Annotated in this window: 16 protein-coding genes; 1 reads left to right on the top strand and 15 read right to left on the bottom strand. The window is 42.1% G+C overall.

Going from position 1 to position 15,766, the window contains the following annotated elements:
- The 15 genes from rnhB to rpsB form a co-directional block, all read right to left on the bottom strand.
- Entirely contained in the window at positions 1 to 594 is a 594-nt protein-coding gene (rnhB, locus tag PCIT_RS01820) for a ribonuclease HII (protein ID WP_010361637.1), read from the bottom strand.
- On the bottom strand, positions 584 to 1,738 hold the full coding sequence (gene lpxB / locus PCIT_RS01825; protein ID WP_192992761.1) for a lipid-A-disaccharide synthase: 1,155 nt from the start codon (positions 1,736 to 1,738) through the stop codon (positions 584 to 586). Before lpxB ends, rnhB begins: the two co-directional genes overlap by 11 nt.
- Positions 1,739 to 1,824: 86 nt before the next feature.
- On the bottom strand, positions 1,825 to 2,595 hold the full coding sequence (lpxA, locus tag PCIT_RS01830; RefSeq protein WP_010361635.1) for an acyl-ACP--UDP-N-acetylglucosamine O-acyltransferase: 771 nt from the start codon (positions 2,593 to 2,595) through the stop codon (positions 1,825 to 1,827).
- Between the two features lie 2 nt (positions 2,596 to 2,597).
- Entirely contained in the window at positions 2,598 to 3,050 is a 453-nt protein-coding gene (gene fabZ, locus PCIT_RS01835; RefSeq protein WP_010361634.1) for a 3-hydroxyacyl-ACP dehydratase FabZ, read from the bottom strand.
- A 12-nt stretch (positions 3,051 to 3,062) separates the two neighbouring features.
- On the bottom strand, positions 3,063 to 4,103 hold the full coding sequence (gene lpxD / locus PCIT_RS01840; RefSeq protein ID WP_010361633.1) for a UDP-3-O-(3-hydroxymyristoyl)glucosamine N-acyltransferase: 1,041 nt from the start codon (positions 4,101 to 4,103) through the stop codon (positions 3,063 to 3,065).
- Positions 4,103 to 4,621 carry an OmpH/Skp family outer membrane protein gene (locus tag PCIT_RS01845; protein ID WP_010361631.1) on the bottom strand — a complete coding sequence of 173 codons (519 nt, stop codon included), beginning with the start codon at positions 4,619 to 4,621 and terminating at the stop codon, positions 4,103 to 4,105. The genes lpxD and PCIT_RS01845 overlap by 1 nt, the downstream gene beginning before the upstream one ends.
- 11 nt (positions 4,622 to 4,632) lie before the next feature.
- Complete coding sequence (gene bamA / locus PCIT_RS01850) at positions 4,633 to 7,104, bottom strand: outer membrane protein assembly factor BamA (protein WP_040696755.1); 2,472 nt, start codon at positions 7,102 to 7,104, stop codon at positions 4,633 to 4,635.
- Positions 7,105 to 7,175: 71 nt separating this feature from the next.
- Positions 7,176 to 8,528, bottom strand: coding sequence for a sigma E protease regulator RseP (gene rseP / locus PCIT_RS01855; RefSeq protein WP_010361630.1), 1,353 nt, complete (start codon positions 8,526 to 8,528; stop codon positions 7,176 to 7,178).
- A 2-nt stretch (positions 8,529 to 8,530) separates the two neighbouring features.
- The gene (ispC, locus tag PCIT_RS01860) at positions 8,531 to 9,724 is read right to left on the bottom strand and encodes a 1-deoxy-D-xylulose-5-phosphate reductoisomerase (RefSeq protein ID WP_010361629.1); all 1,194 of its coding nucleotides are present in this window, start codon (positions 9,722 to 9,724) and stop codon (positions 8,531 to 8,533) included.
- A complete protein-coding gene (locus PCIT_RS01865; RefSeq protein WP_010361628.1) occupies positions 9,721 to 10,587 on the bottom strand; it encodes a phosphatidate cytidylyltransferase in 867 nt (288 codons plus the stop codon). The genes ispC and PCIT_RS01865 overlap by 4 nt, the downstream gene beginning before the upstream one ends.
- An 11-nt stretch (positions 10,588 to 10,598) precedes the next feature.
- Complete coding sequence (locus PCIT_RS01870) at positions 10,599 to 11,372, bottom strand: isoprenyl transferase (protein WP_010361627.1); 774 nt, start codon at positions 11,370 to 11,372, stop codon at positions 10,599 to 10,601.
- A gap of 77 nt (positions 11,373 to 11,449) precedes the next feature.
- A complete protein-coding gene (frr, locus tag PCIT_RS01875) occupies positions 11,450 to 12,007 on the bottom strand; it encodes a ribosome recycling factor (protein ID WP_010361626.1) in 558 nt (185 codons plus the stop codon).
- Positions 12,008 to 12,030: 23 nt separating this feature from the next.
- Positions 12,031 to 12,768 (bottom strand): UMP kinase, encoded by a 738-nt coding sequence (gene pyrH, locus PCIT_RS01880; protein WP_010361625.1) that lies wholly within the window; start codon positions 12,766 to 12,768, stop codon positions 12,031 to 12,033.
- A gap of 150 nt (positions 12,769 to 12,918) precedes the next feature.
- Complete coding sequence (tsf, locus tag PCIT_RS01885) at positions 12,919 to 13,770, bottom strand: translation elongation factor Ts (RefSeq protein ID WP_010361624.1); 852 nt, start codon at positions 13,768 to 13,770, stop codon at positions 12,919 to 12,921.
- A 102-nt stretch (positions 13,771 to 13,872) separates the two neighbouring features.
- Positions 13,873 to 14,601: a 30S ribosomal protein S2 gene (gene rpsB / locus PCIT_RS01890; protein ID WP_010361623.1), complete on the bottom strand. Its 729-nt coding sequence runs from the start codon at positions 14,599 to 14,601 to the stop codon at positions 13,873 to 13,875.
- Positions 14,602 to 14,869: 268 nt separating this feature from the next.
- On the opposite strand from rpsB, the gene map reads away from it, so the two are divergent.
- Positions 14,870 to 15,661 (top strand): type I methionyl aminopeptidase, encoded by a 792-nt coding sequence (gene map / locus PCIT_RS01895; RefSeq protein ID WP_010361622.1) that lies wholly within the window; start codon positions 14,870 to 14,872, stop codon positions 15,659 to 15,661.
- The last annotated feature ends 105 nt before the right edge of the window (positions 15,662 to 15,766 follow it).

A 15,766-nucleotide genomic window follows, 5' to 3' on the forward strand; every position in this document is an offset into this window, starting at 1 on the left:
TTACACCTTGCCCGCAATAATACGTTGTACCGGCTTAAACGTCGTTCTGTGATGCGGTGTAACGCCATGTTCTTCCAATGCTGCAAAGTGCACCTTTGTTGGATAGCCTTTATGGCCTGCAAAACCATATTGTGGAAACTCTTTATCTAGCTCTAACATCTCTGCATCTCGTGTCACTTTTGCTAAAATTGAAGCTGCACTTATCTCTGCGACTAAGCTATCCCCTTTAACGACACTTTGCGCATTCATTGCCAGCTTTGGTAAGCGATTACCATCTACAAATACGAAGTCTGGCGTTATAGACAACCCTTCGACAGCTCGGCTCATCGCCAACATCGTCGCATGCAAAATATTAAGTTCGTCGATTTCAGCCACTGATGCACGCGCCACAAAATAACATAAGGCTTTCTCTTTTATTTCAGCCGCAAGCGCAAGGCGTTTTTTCTCTGTTAGCTTTTTTGAATCGGCTAATCCTGTGATCGGGTTATTAGGGTCTAAAATCACTGCTGCGGTCACAACATCACCAACTAAAGGGCCACGACCGACTTCATCTACACCGGCTATATACTGTACATCAGGACGTTCAACTTGCATCTATTAACTCCGCTACGGCTTTGGCAGCCTGCTTACTTGCATCTAATCTAATATTCTCGTGTATGTCATGAAAACGCTTTATCAATGCATCACTTTCCCCACGTAACATAGGTAAAAGTGCGTCGACTAAAGCATCAGCATTACACTCTTGCTGTAAAAACTCAGGAACCAATGGCGCATCAGCCAATAAATTTGGTAAAGAAAAGTATTTAATATTAAAGGTAAAAAAGTTTTTAAATATCCAATAACTGGATGGCTTAAACTTATAGCCAACGACCATGGGTTTTTTATATAGCATGGCTTCTAACGTGGCGGTACCTGAGGCTAATAGCACAGCATTAGCCGCCAGCATCGCTTCACTTGATTGACCTTCAAGCAAAATAGGCCTTAAATTCGGGGCAACTTCCGCAAGTACCGCTTCGAATTGCGCCTTTCTTTTCTCATTAACTAACGGGACAACAATTTTTAATTTCGGTAGCTTTTCTTTTAATAATTGTGCAGTTTGTATATACGTACTACTAAGTAAACCTACCTCCGACCCGCGACTGCCTGGAAGCAACGCTAAGACTAAATCATCTGAGTCTAAACCTAACTTCGCCCTTGCCTCATTTGAGTCCATTTCAAGTGGAATTTCATCCGCTAACGTATGGCCAACAAATGTGCACGGTACATCATGTTTATCATAAAATGCTTTTTCAAATGGCAGTAATGACAATACCAGGTTGGTTGCTTCTGCAATGGTGAAAATCCGCTTTTGACGCCATGCCCAGACGGATGGACTAACGTATTGCACGGTCTTAATACCCGCCTTTTTCAGAGGCTTTTCCACTCTCAAATTAAAATCAGGTGCATCAATACCAATGTAAACATCAGGAGGATTATCAATAAAGTGCTGTACTAACTGCTTTCGTATTTTAAGTAAACGAGGTAAACGCCCAAGTACTTCGACCAGCCCCATCACTGCCAGCTCTTCCATATCGAATAATGTATGGCACCCTGCTTGCTGCATTTTGGGTCCAGCAATACCAACAAACTCTGCATGAGGATAATGTTGCTTTAATGCGTGGATAAGGCCTGCGCCTAAAATATCTCCTGACAACTCACCAGCCACAACACCTATAGTTAATTTCTTTTCATTCATCATGTTTATTATCTGAGTTTGTATAAATAAAAACGCCATACAAAATAACCTGTATGGCGTTCATTACTGTCTATATCATCACGGCTTTATTAACGAATAATACCGCGATCTGACGTATCTAAAAAGTCGATCATTTGTTTTACAGCGGCGAACTTATTTGCATCATCTTCTAACGAGAGCACAGCCTCTTCAAGGCTATAACCTTTTCGATAAAATGCTTTGTAAGCACGTCTTACTGCCATAATCTCATCGCTGTCAAAGCCTCTACGTTTCATACCTTCGGTATTAATTGCAGCAGGCTTTGCGGGTGTACCAGTAGTTGTAACAAATGGTGGGACATCTTTATTGACACCTGAATACATACCAACAAAGGCATGCGCACCAATTTTACAAAATTGATGAACTCCGGTATTTCCAGCGAGAATAACCCAGTCACCTACATGTACATGCCCTGCAACACTGGCACCATTAGCAAAAATAACATTACTACCAATTACAGCATCGTGCGCAATGTGCGTATATGCCATAAATAAGTTATTACTGCCAACACGGGTAATACCTTGATCTTGAATTGTACCCCGATGAATCGTCGCGCATTCACGAATCACATTATTATCACCGATAATAAGTTGTGTCGGTTCATCTTTGTACTTCTTGTCTTGGCAAGCTTCCCCTACCGAGGCAAACTGAAAAATATGATTGCCTGACCCAATGGTTGATGGTCCTTTGATCACAACATGCGACTCGATGATACAATCATCACCAAGTGTCACATCATGGCCAATATAACTATATGGGCCAACTGTTACGTTGTTACCCAGCTTAGCACCCGATTCAATAATCGCAGTAGGATGGATCACTGTTATAACTCTCTTCTCGCACACATTAGCTCGGCGCTGCACACTACTTTGCCGTCTACTTTTGCTTCACCGTGAAACTTCCAAATGTTACGGCGCTCTTTCACAAAATCAATATGCAAATGCATGGTATCACCAGGTAATACTGGTTGCTTAAATCGTGCATTATCGATTGCTGCGAATAAGTATAGTTCACCTTCACTGCGATGCTCTACGGTTTTAAAACCAAGTAAGCCTGTAGCCTGTGCCATAGCTTCTAGAATCATCACACCAGGAAAAATAGGTTGCCCCGGAAAATGCCCTGTAAATATGGGTTCATTCACGGTGACATTCTTAATTGCATGTAAATACTCACCAGCTTTATAGTCGATCACTTTGTCGACTAACAACATTGGGTAACGATGAGGTAATAGCTTTAATATTTCTTGTGTATCAAAGCTGTTTAATTCGTTTGCCAAAGTAGCATCCTTTTAATCATCAATGTTTTGTAAGTGCTCAGTCAGTGTTTCTAACGACTTCAAACGCTGCTTGAACTCTGATAAATTACGAAAATGGGCGATATTACGGCGCCATTCTTTATTTGCTGAGTGTGGTATTCCTGATGAATACACACCAGGTTCAGTAATCGCTTTTGTGATCATGGTCATACCTGTGATAATAACGCCATCACAAATATCAATATGTCCATTAATGCCTACTAAGCCCGCGATTTGACACTGCTTTCCTATCGTCGAACTTCCAGCGATAACTGTCGCAGCTGCTATTGCAGTACCTGCTCCAATCTCAACATTATGCGCAATTTGGATCAAGTTATCTAAAATCACATTGTCGTGGATAATTGTGTCATCTAGTGCACCTCGATCAATGACCGTATTTGCACCAACTTCAACACCACTACCAATATTGACACTGCCAACTTGAGGGATCTTGATCCACTTTCCAGCTGCGTTCGCGTAACCAAAACCATCGCTACCAATTACCGCGCCTGACTGAAATAAGCAATTATCACCAATTACAACATCATGATAAACCGTTACATTGGCCCATAGCTTGGTATTGTTACCAACTTTGGTATTGCACCCAACAAAGCAACCAGGACCAATTTGAACGTTGTCGCCCAAAATAGCTCCCGCTTCTATCACTGCATTTGCACCAATACTTACGTTATCACCTTGTTGAACACTACCATGAATAACAGCAGACGAATGTATATTCGACGCTGATACTGGGGTTGTATCCATCATTTGTGCTAAGTGAGCATAGGCAATATAAGCATTCTTCACGACAATTTTATTACCTGAAAAATGCGCAGCGTCTTCTTGTGAAACAATCACCGCACCGGCATTTGTTTGCTCAAGCTGACTACGATACTTTTTGTTCGCTAAAAAGGCGATCTCTGTTGGGCCAGCCTTCGACAGTGTGGCAATTTTATCAATTACATAATCACTATCGCCAACTACGGGCGCATCAATATGCGCCGCTAGTTGCCCCAAGGTATACTGCTTGGTCATTATTTTTTGCTTACCGCGTCAACAATTTTGCTAGAAAGGTCTGTTACTTTATCAGGATTGAAGTAAATAGTGGTATCTTTAACTCGTACTTCGTCAAACTTTCCTTTTTTAGCAACATTTTGAATTGTGCTAATGATCACTTCTTGAACCTTGGCAAGCTCTTGATTTTGTCTAACTTTGATCTCTTGCTCTAATGGGCGGCCCTTTTCTGTTAAGGTTTTCTGCATTCCTTGAATTTTCTCACGCAACGCGACTTTTTGCTCATCACTCATGGTCGCACTTTCGCGCTTGAACTTTTCAGCTTCAAAACGAATGTCACCTTGAATCTTCTCAAGCTCTTGACGACGTTCAGCAAACTCAGTTTGTAATTGCTGCTCAATTTTCGCCATTTGTGGAATTTGTTTATAGACTTGTTGCATATCTACAATGCCCACTTTATGCGCAAGTGCACTCGCAGATGTGCCCATCATTAGTGCAGCCATTACCGTTACAGCTGTCGTTTTAAATAGTTTATTCACAAATTAACTCCTTAGAATGTATTACTGATATTAAAGCTGATAGATTTTGTTTCATCGTCTTCTTCTTGTCTTAACGGATGAGCAAAACTAATCAACATCGGTCCCATTGGTGATATCCACTGAATAGATAAACCCGCTGAAACCCTCAATCTATTTGGATCTGCATAATCGTCTAATTGATTAAACTGATGTTCAGGTAAATGGACGTAGCGATCTATATCAAACTCAGTGTCCCATACGTTCGCAGCATCAACAAAAAAGCTAGTTCGTACAGAACTGGTATTATCTTCATCCAAGAATGGCGTTGGTACAATCATCTCAATACCCGCAACCACCTTCGCATTACCACCAATGCGCCCACCTCGACCAAGTTGATCAAATTCGGGGTTACCACCAATATTACCGGTTGGGGAACCATCAGGTAACGTTGAGCCTTTTAAAGGAAGTGGAGAGCGTTGTAGTGCTCGAGGTAAGATAGTATTTCTATCAAAGCCACGTAGTTCCATTTCAGTGATTTTAAAAAACTCTTGGAATGGTAATATTTGTTCGAAGCCGTTTGTCTCCCCATAGCCATTACCATAGCCTAATGCCGCACGAGCAGAGAATACCCATCGGTGATCATTACTGATAGGCCAGTAAAAGCGCGAATCGTAATTGACTTTAAAGTAGTTTAAGTCTGAGTTAGGTGTTGTCGCAGTTAAGCTCAATGATTGACGAGAGCCATCGGTTGGGAACATGCCACGGTTAACCGTAACTCTAGACCAGCCAAGGCTTAATTCATACTTGGTAAAATCAAAGTCTGCATCTGGGTTTTCTTCGTCAAGGAAACTCAATCGTAAAATTCGGGTCTGTTCATATTCAGCAATATCTGATAATGACTCTTCTATCCAACGACCACTCAGGTTAATTCTATTAACCGCGTCAATAGGAAAGCCAAAGCTCGTCCCTAAACCATAGCTACGCGACTTATATTCGACTAAGCTAAACTTACTCGCATCATAGTTGCTAAAGAAAATGCTACTGCCTTGCGAAACACCATCTGGTGTAAAGTAAGGGTTTGTATAAGAAACGCTGTAGCGATCTGAGCCTTTTGACGTATTAATATTAAACGCTACTTGGTTACCTGTACCCAAGAAGTTAGATTCACTTACACCAACATTAAATTGCATGCCTGCATATGAACCATATGCAACACCTGCCTGAAAACTACCAGCTGGTTGCTCTTTAACGTCAAAATCAACATCAACCTGATCATCAATACCTGAAATAGGTTTAACATCAAATTCAACACTTTCCATGTATGGTAAGCGCTGGATTTGCAGTTTAGAACGCTCTAAACTTTGGTTCGATAACCAAGCGCCTTCAAGTTGTGTCATCTCTCGGCGTACAACTTCATCCGCCGTGACCTGATTACCATTAACCATGATACGGCGTACATAGACGCGCTTACCTGGATTAACCGATAAGGTTAACTTAACTTCTTTGTTCTCATCATCAACTTCTGGAATAGTGCGTACTTCAGCGTTGGCATAACCAAACCGAGCTAAATAGCTTTTAATAAACTCTTCTGAGGAAGTAACGATAGAGCCATTATAAAGCTCCCCCGCACGCAGTGGTATCACGCTTTTAATCAGCTCTTCTCTGCCGAGTAAGTCGCCGATGAAATCAAAACTCTTGACGGAGTACTTTTCTCCCTCAGTTAAGTTAGCTGTAACATAGACTGATTCACGCTCAGGGCTTACCGATACTTGAGTTGAGTCGATATTAAAACGAAAATAGCCCCGGTCTAAATAAAAGCTGCGGATCTTCTCTAAATCACCTTCAACAGTCTGCTTTTGGTACCGGTCATTAGACATAAACTGCCACCAGGGTAAGTCTTGCTGAGACTCAGCAAGCTTAAGCAACTCTTCATCCGAAAATAACTCATTACCAACAAGGTTGATTTGTCGAATCGAAGCTGCATCTCCTTCATCGAATTCTAATTTCAATCGCACTCGGTTACGTGGCAAATCAATAATGCTTACATCTATTTTCGCATTGTATTTACCAATGCTGTGAAAGAACTCGATTAACCCTTTTTCGATATTATCTAGTACAGTTTTATCTAACGGCTCACCAGCACGAATGTCTTGGCCTTCTAAACTTTCATTTAACTGTTCATCTTTTATATCTTTATTACCATCGAACTCAATAGATGCGATCGTAGGTCTTTCACGCACTTTAAAGATAACTTGATTGCCGTCGCGTAATGCGGCTATGTCATCGAAGTGCCCCGACTTATAAAGCGCTTTTATGGTTCTAGATATCGTGTATTCATCTACCGAATCGCCCACATTAATGGGAATGTGAGTTAAAGCAGCCCCCAACGCTACACGCTGCAGCCCTTCAACTTTTAAATCTTCTACGATAAAGGAGTTTTGCCCCAAAGCGGCAAAGCTTGCGCCCAGTAAACTGGTTACTGCGAGATGTTTTTTTATAGGCATTTTATTATCTTTATCCTTTACAACAATTAGCGTCATAACGCTTTGACGGGTGTTGTATACACCAATTCGAGCTACAGTCTCGATACATCATTTAATAAAGCAAAACATGTTAGAGCGATTAATAGCAATGCACCAACCTTAAACCCTAACTCTTGTGTCTTTTCAGAGACTGGTTTTTTCCGGATTAGTTCAATTAAGTAATACATTAAATGCCCACCGTCTAAGACCGGTAGCGGCAATAAATTAAAAACACCTAAATTAACACTAATTAGAGCTAAAAAGCCCAAAAATGCAACAATGCCATAGCTTACGCTATTGCCTGCACCTACAGCGATGCCGACCGGTCCACTTAAGTTTTTAACGGATACTTGGCCGGTAACTAAGTTGCCAATCATATCAAAACTAAGGCTAATTAGCTCATACGTCTTTTTTATGCCCAGCACCATACTATCCAAGGGACCATATTGTCTAGTTTCTATGTACCCTGTTGGCCATTCAGCTAATTGAGGTACAACCCCCAAATAACCAACCACTTCTCCACTTTTCAATGCTTTAGCATCAGGAATAACCGTTAAAGTTAACTCCGTTTGAGCCCGATAGATTAAGATCCGAAGCGGTTGTTTTGCTGACACCTTAACTTTGTCCACCAAAGACTGCCAACTTGATACATATTCGGAATCGATTGAGCGTACTATATCTCCGATCTGTAAACCCGCTTTTTCAGCAGCGGAGTCAGCTTGAATGTGGGCAAGTGTTAAAGTGATTTCTGGACGAAAGGGCTTTATGCCTACCGACTGAAGCGGGGCTTCATCCTGTTTATCAAGTTTCCAATCCGTTAATGGCAAAGTTCTTAATCTGATCTGCTGCTGCGCATCTTGAACCTTAACGACAACTTGCTCTTCACCTAAATGACTCATTAAGCCAAAAGTAACTTCTTGCCACGATGAAACGGGCTTATCACCCAGTTGTAATATCTGATCGCCAGCTTGTAAGCTTGCCGTTGCGGCTCGACTTTGCTCAACAACGCCCCCCACTACAGGCTTAACATTTTGAACGCCAATCATATACATAGAAGCCAAAACAACAATGGCGAACAAGAAGTTTGCAATTGGTCCTGCAGCCACCACCGCTATTTTTGATACTACCGGTTTACTATCGAAAGCGAGGTGGCGTTTATGCTCTGGTACCTCATCAACCCTTCCATCCAACATTTTGACGTAACCGCCAAGTGGGATAAGGGCAATAACATATTCGGTTCCGAGCTTATCGTGCCATTTTAACAGCGGTTTCCCAAAACCAATTGAGAAACGCAGCACTTCTACAGAACACTTTCTAGCCACCCAAAAGTGGCCATATTCATGGACGGTTACTAATATACCCAAAGCGATAATAAACGAACCGAGATTCCATAAAAATTCAAACATAGTTAGTTCAACTCACCAATACATTGTTTTGCTATCACACGTGCTTGTGCATCTTGCTCCATTATTGCTTGTACCGAGTTTAATGAGTTTAATGTCGACTTAGCAAGTACCTCAGCGTTAATTCTGTAAATATCACAAAAGCCGATTTTATTAGCTAAAAATGCGGCGACCGATATTTCATTGGCTGCGTTGACTGTGGTGGTTGCTGCTTGACCAGAACGACACGCTTCCATCGCAAGCGCTAAGTTTGGGTAACGATTAAAGTCTGGTTTAGTGAAGGTAAAATTAGCAATGGTTGAAAAGTCTAAAGGCGCAACCCCTGCATCTATGCGCTCAGGGTAAGCGAGTCCGTAGGCAATTGGCGTACGCATGTCAGGCTGCCCCATCTGCGCAATCACGGAACCATCTTTGTATTGCACCATTGAGTGGATCATACTTTGCGGGTGAATAACCACTTCAATATCATCGACGGTGCAATTAAACAGCCATTTGGCTTCAATAAATTCAAGCCCTTTATTCATCATCGTCGCAGAGTCTACTGAGATTTTTTGACCCATTGACCAGTTTGGATGCGCGACCGCTTCTTTGACGGTTACATCAGAAAACGTCTTTAAATCACGAGTTAAAAACGGGCCACCAGAACCAGTTAATAAAATCTTATTGATCCCTTGGCTGTGTAGCCCTAATTCAATATTTTGTTGCAGCGTATGGGGCAGGCATTGATATATTGCGTTATGTTCACTGTCAATTGGCAATAGCGTTGCGCCATGCTTTGCTACTTTATCCATAAATAGTTGCCCAGACATCACCAGCGACTCTTTATTGGCTAGCAAAACCTTTTTACCAGCCTCTACGGCGGCAAGCGTAGGTAATAATCCCGCAGCGCCAACAATGGCTGACATTACAGTATCAACGTCGCTGTGAGCAGCAAGATCACACATAGCCTGCGTCCCACTCATAACTTCAATGTGAGTATGCTTAAGCGCTTCTTTAAGCTCTTGTGCCGCCTTATCGCTATGCATAATGGCATACTTAGGCTGATGCGTTGTACAAAGCGTCAGCATGCGCTCTACATTGCTACCCGCAGCCAATGCAAATACTGAGTAACGATCTAAGTTTCTTTGAATCACATCAAGCGTTGATAAGCCTATAGACCCTGTCGCCCCGAGTATGACCACATTACTTTTTATAGTCATAAAGTCACGGTCCATGCGTAACACAAGGCAAAAATAGGTGCTGCAGCCGTTAAGCTATCAATTCTATCCAATATACCACCGTGGCCCGGTAATATAGAGCCTGAGTCCTTTAAACCTGCTTCACGCTTAAACATGCTTTCAAGTAAATCGCCAATCGCTGAAAACAACGCTATCACTACCGTTAATCCACCGAATAACAACCATTGATGAAGTTCAACCTCGGCAAAGTAACAAAATATGAGTACAAAAATAACTGACGTAAGCACCCCGCCTAGTAAACCTTCAATGGTTTTATTGGGGCTCACTTTAGGCATAAGTTTACGTTTACCAAAATTTTTGCCCGCAAAATATGCTCCAATATCGGCACTCCAGACAATACCTAAAACCACCATTATCAAGGTTGAACCATATTGTTGAGCTTGCATATATTCAGCGCTGCGCATGACATTCAATGCAAGCCACAACGGAATAAGTGTGAGAATACCGGCGATGGCTCGCATTATGATGCCGTCGCTCCAAGCACGACTCATTGCGGGGTATTTAAATACAAGAAAAGTGGCGACTAACCACCAAGCAAAAGACAAAGTAAAAATATAGTTCGCATCAGCGACGAGCTTACCTTGTTGCCACAATGATTCTATGGGCCAATGTAAGTGTAATATCGAGATAATAACGCCCATTAACGCCACTACACACAAGCGTTGACGAGTTTTAGCCAACCCCATAAAAGCAGACCACTCCCATGCACCGAGCAATACGATAGCGGCCGCGATAAAACTAAATAAAGCCAGTGGCGTATAAAACACCAAAAGTAGCGCCAGCGGTGCGAGTACCACTGAAGTCAAAATTCGTTGTTTAAGCAAATTAATTACCTTTAACTTGTTACTTTAGACACAGCGAGTAGTTCTTTTATTTGATCGCCGGTGCAGCCAAAACGTCGTTCTCTAGACACATAGCATGCAATTGCCTCTGCAAACGCCTCTTCATTAAAGTCAGGCCAGAGTGTATCTGTGAAATAGAGTTCAGCATATGCCGCTTGCCAAAGCAAAAAATTACTAATACGACAATCACCGCCCGTTCGTATTAATAAATCTAGTTCGCTTTGATGTGCCATAGAAAGCTGTTTTGTTATTGCTTCTTCCGTGATATCACTTGGCTGAATTTTTCCTTCACTAGCCTGTATAGCAAGCTTTTGTGCCGCTTGAGTTATATCCCAACGTCCACCATAGTTTGCTGCAATATTTAGCTGTAAGCCTGTATTTTGCTCTGTTAATGCATGAGCTGCTTGTACCCGCTCTTGCAAAGAGGCCGGAAAGCGCGATATTTCCCCAATAACGTTCAATTTAACATTATTTTTATGAAGCTTTTTCACTTCTTTGGTCAATACAAAGAGAAATAACTCCATTAATGTACTTACTTCATCTTCAGGGCGACGCCAGTTTTCGCTACTAAATGCAAATAAAGTCAATGACTCTATTTTTAGCTTTGAACAAAACTGTACTGCAGTACGAACCGCATCGACGCCTTTCTTATGACCATACGTCCGAGGTCGATTGCGAGACTGCGCCCACCGTCCATTGCCATCCATAATAATTGCGATGTGTTTTGGCAATGACTGCTGCGAAATTGTGTCAGCGTTTAAACCCATAAATCCCGATTTCTATAAAAAAAAACGCCGCCTAGTATACCCCAGACAGCGTTGCAAAACTAATAAATTTGAATTGCTTAGATTTCCATCAATTCAGCTTCTTTAGCGCTCAATTGCGTATCCATTTCTTTAACAAACTTGTCTGTAAGCTTTTGAACTTCATCTTCAGCTTGACGCGCTTCATCTTCAGAAATGTCTTTATCTTTCAATAACGACTTAATATCGCCATTGGCATCACGACGAATATTACGAATAGCAACACGGCCGCCTTCAACTTCACCACGAACAATTTTGATTAAATCTTTACGGCGCTCTTCAGTCAATGGTGGTAATGGTACACGAATAATAGTACCTGCCGACATTGGGTTCAAGCCTAAATCAGAAGACATAATTGCCTTTTCAACAGCCTGAGCCAAAGACTTATCAAATACGCTAATTGTTAGCGTACGAGAATCTTCTGTAGATACGTTTGCAACTTGGTTCAACGGTGTATCAGCACCGTAGTAAGACACCATGATACCGTCTAACAATGCAGGGTGTGCACGGCCAGTACGGATTTTAGAAAGTTGACTAGCTAGGGCTGCCACACTTTTTTGCATGCGCTCTTGCGCGTCTTTTTTAATATCGTTAATCACAATTCAATCCTAGTCTTGTTTGATTATTCAGAAGGTGCTGAAGAGATAAGAGTACCCTCTTCTTCGCCCATAATGACGCGCTTCAACGCGCCAGGTTTATTCATGTTAAATACGCTTAGTGGCATATTATGGTCACGAGCTAGCGTAAATGCCGCTAAGTCCATCACCTTTAATTCTTGATCAATGATCTCATTGTACGTCAAATGACGATACAAGGTTGCCTCAGGGTTCTTAACTGGGTCATCACTAAATACGCCATCAACTTTCGTCGCTTTGATCACAGTATCGGCTTCAATTTCAATACCACGTAGACAGGCCGCTGAATCAGTTGTGAAAAATGGATTACCCGTGCCTGCTGAGAAAATAACAACTCGGCCGGATTTTAACAAGCTAATCGCTTCCGCCCAGTTGTATGCATCACACACACCATTAAGTGGGATTGCCGACATTAAACGGCAATTTACAAACGCACGGTGCAGTGCGTCACGCATTGCTAAACCGTTCATCACGGTTGCAAGCATGCCCATGTGGTCGCCAACTACACGGTTCATACCCGCTTCAGCCAATGAACCACCGCGTAAGAAGTTACCGCCCCCGATAACTAAACCCACTTCTACGTCGAGCTCTACTAATTCTTTTATTTCTTGTGCCATACGATCCAATACTTTTGGATCAATGCCAAAGCCTTCATCTCCCATTAAAGCTTCACCGCTTAGTTTGAGAAGAACGCGTCTAAAAACAGGTTTTCGATTGATAGTCATAGTTTCCGGGCCATTTGTAAAAGTGAGATAAAAAATAACCGCGCTTATGAAAGTCATAAATGCGCGGTTATTTTAAAGAATTTTCAGCATTGAAGCAAAAGCAAATCCACCATTATGGCCTCATTGCTTTTTTTGCTGAGAAAAGAGAGATTACTCGCCTTTTGCAGCTGCGATTTGAGCAGCAACTTCAGCAGCGAAATCTTCTTCTTTCTTCTCGATACCTTCGCCAACTTCTAAACGTACGAAGTTAGATACTGTTGCGCCTTTTTCTTTAAGGATATCGCCAACAGATTTTTTAGGTTCCATGATGAAAGCCTGACCAGTAAGAGAGATCTCACCAGTGAACTTCTTCATACGACCAACAACCATTTTCTCTGCGATTTCAGCAGGCTTGCCTTCGTTCATCGCGATATCGATTTGAACCGCTTTTTCTTTTTCAACTACGTCTGCAGGTACGTCTTCTGGGTTTACGTACTCAGGCTTAGATGCAGCAACGTGCATAGCTACGTGCTTAAGCGTTTCTGCGTCAGCTTCACCAGCAACAACAACACCGATACGCTCACCGTGACGGTATGTAGAAAGGCTTGCACCATCGATGTACTCAACGCGACGAACGTTGATGTTTTCACCGATTTTAGCAACTAATGCAACGCGTGCTTCTTCAAACTGTGCTTGAAGCTCAGCAACAGCAACTTTAGAAGTTGCAGCAACGTCTAGTACAGAGTTAGCGAACGCAAGGAAGCTCTCATCTTTAGCAACGAAGTCTGTTTGACAGTTAACTTCTAGAAGTGCAGCAAAACCAGCGCCTTCTTTGATAAGGATTGTGCCTTCAGCAGCAATGTTACCTGCTTTTTTAGCAGCTTTTGCAGCACCGCTCTTACGCATGTTTTCAATTGCTAGTTCGATATCACCAGCAGTTTCAGTTAGCGCTTTTTTACAATCCATCATGCCAGCGCCAGTACGCTCGCGTAATTCTTTAACTAGGGCAGCAGTTACAGCCATTAGTATATCCTCAGTTCTGAATATGTTTAGGGAAGCGGGATGACCGCTCTTCAAGAATATCAAGTCTTCATCACGAATTGATGAAGACTTGATGACAGCTAATTACTCAGCTTCAACGAAATCGTCGTTCTCTGCTTGAGCAACGATATTGCTTTCACGGCCTTCAGTGATAGCAGTTGCAACAGCGCCAGTGTAAAGCTGGATAGCACGGATTGCATCGTCGTTACCTGGGATGATGAAATCAACACCATCTGGGTTCGAGTTTGTATCAACTACTGATACTACTGGAATACCTAGGTTGTTAGCTTCGCGAATTGCAATGTGCTCGTGATCTGCATCGATAACGAAGATAGCGTCTGGAAGACCGCCCATATCTTTGATACCGCCAAGGCTTTTTTCAAGCTTTTCCATTTCACGAGTAAGCATTAACGCTTCTTTTTTAGTTAGCTTCTCGAAAGTACCGTCTTGGCTTTGAGTTTCAAGGTCTTTAAGACGCTTGATTGATTGACGAACTGTTTTCCAGTTAGTCAACATACCACCTAACCAACGGTGATTTACGTAGAACTGCTCACTTTGAAGAGCTGACTCTTTAACTGCTTCGCTTGCAGCGCGCTTAGTACCTACGAAAAGAATTTTACCTTTGTTAGAAGCCGCGTTCTGTAAGAACTTAAGTGCGTCATTGAACATTGGTACAGTTTTTTCAAGGTTGATGATATGTACACGGTTACGAGCGCCGAAGATGAAAGGCTTCATCTTTGGGTTCCAGTAACGTGCTTGGTGACCGAAGTGAACACCAGCTTGAAGCATATCGCGCATTGAAACGTTTGCCATTTTAATTTCCTCTAATTTAGTTAGGGTTAAGCCTCCACATATCCCATAGCACCAACATGTTCAGTATTTTACTAAGACATGCACCCAAGTGTATGTGTCGATATGTGTGTGTGTTAAAATAAAATTGTGGTTGCCTTAAATACAAACATCTCTAAGATAAATTTGTAAAAAGACGGCGCGCTTTATACCATATAAAATAACAGAACTCAACAATCAGTATAAAAATTGTGCGTTGTAACTAACTTAAAATAACCGACTTGGAGTCTGAATGAGTGCAGTGATTAAAACCCCTGAAGAAATCGAAAAAATGCGTATTGCCGGGCGTTTAGCCGCGGAAGTATTGGAAATGATTGAGCCGCATGTGAAGCCAGGGGTCACAACAGACGAGCTAAATACAATTTGTCATGGCTACATTGTAAATAAGCAACAGGGCATACCCGCCCCGCTTAATTACCATGGTTTTCCAAAGTCGATTTGTACGTCCGTTAATCACGTAATTTGTCATGGTATTCCTAATGACAAAGCTCTAAAAGATGGTGACAGTGTCAATATTGATATTACCGTAATTAAAGATGGCTATCATGGCGACACCTCAAAAATGTTTCATGTAGGCACGCCAAATATCCAAGGTAAACGTCTTGCTGAGATCACCCAAGAAAGCCTTTACCTTGCCATTAAAATGGTAAAACCAGGTGCGCGCTTAGGTGATATTGGAGCTGCAATTCAAAAGTACGCTGAAGGCTTTAATTACTCCATCGTACGCGAATATTGCGGCCATGGCATTGGTGCTGAGTTCCACGAAGAGCCACAAGTTATGCATTACGGTAAACCAGGCACTGGAGAAACATTGAAAGCGGGTATGTGTTTAACCATTGAGCCAATGGTTAACGCCGGTAAACGCCAATGTAAAGTGCTAAAAGATAACTGGACCGTGGTGACTAAAGACAGAAGTTTGTCGGCTCAGTGGGAACACACTTTACTGGTAACAGATAACGGGGTAGAAATCTTAACGCACCGTAATGACGATACCATCGACAGAGTAATTGAACACACTGCATAATTGCAGCTATAACCTGTGATATAGCTGTAATTTGACTACGAGTGAGTAAAGACTGGTCGGTACTTTACTCACTTGACCTAATACGCAATAAAAAATGTAGTTCAA

The sequence above is a fragment of the Pseudoalteromonas citrea genome (genome assembly GCF_000238375.3).
In the GTDB taxonomy this organism is placed as follows: Bacteria; Pseudomonadota; Gammaproteobacteria; order Enterobacterales; family Alteromonadaceae; genus Pseudoalteromonas; species Pseudoalteromonas citrea.

Coding starts and splice junctions, on each gene's coding strand:
- rnhB (WP_010361637.1), bottom strand. CDS start 594: ATGCAAGTTGAACGTCCTGATGTACAGTATATAGCCGGTGTAGATGAA.
- lpxB (WP_192992761.1), bottom strand. CDS start 1,738: ATGATGAATGAAAAGAAATTAACTATAGGTGTTGTGGCTGGTGAGTTG.
- lpxD (WP_010361633.1), bottom strand. CDS start 4,103: ATGACCAAGCAGTATACCTTGGGGCAACTAGCGGCGCATATTGATGCG.
- bamA (WP_040696755.1), bottom strand. CDS start 7,104: ATGCCTATAAAAAAACATCTCGCAGTAACCAGTTTACTGGGCGCAAGC.
- rseP (WP_010361630.1), bottom strand. CDS start 8,528: ATGTTTGAATTTTTATGGAATCTCGGTTCGTTTATTATCGCTTTGGGT.
- ispC (WP_010361629.1), bottom strand. CDS start 9,724: ATGACTATAAAAAGTAATGTGGTCATACTCGGGGCGACAGGGTCTATA.
- PCIT_RS01870 (WP_010361627.1), bottom strand. CDS start 11,372: ATGGGTTTAAACGCTGACACAATTTCGCAGCAGTCATTGCCAAAACAC.
- pyrH (WP_010361625.1), bottom strand. CDS start 12,768: ATGACTATCAATCGAAAACCTGTTTTTAGACGCGTTCTTCTCAAACTA.
- tsf (WP_010361624.1), bottom strand. CDS start 13,770: ATGGCTGTAACTGCTGCCCTAGTTAAAGAATTACGCGAGCGTACTGGC.
- rpsB (WP_010361623.1), bottom strand. CDS start 14,601: ATGGCAAACGTTTCAATGCGCGATATGCTTCAAGCTGGTGTTCACTTC.
- map (WP_010361622.1), top strand. CDS start 14,870: ATGAGTGCAGTGATTAAAACCCCTGAAGAAATCGAAAAAATGCGTATT.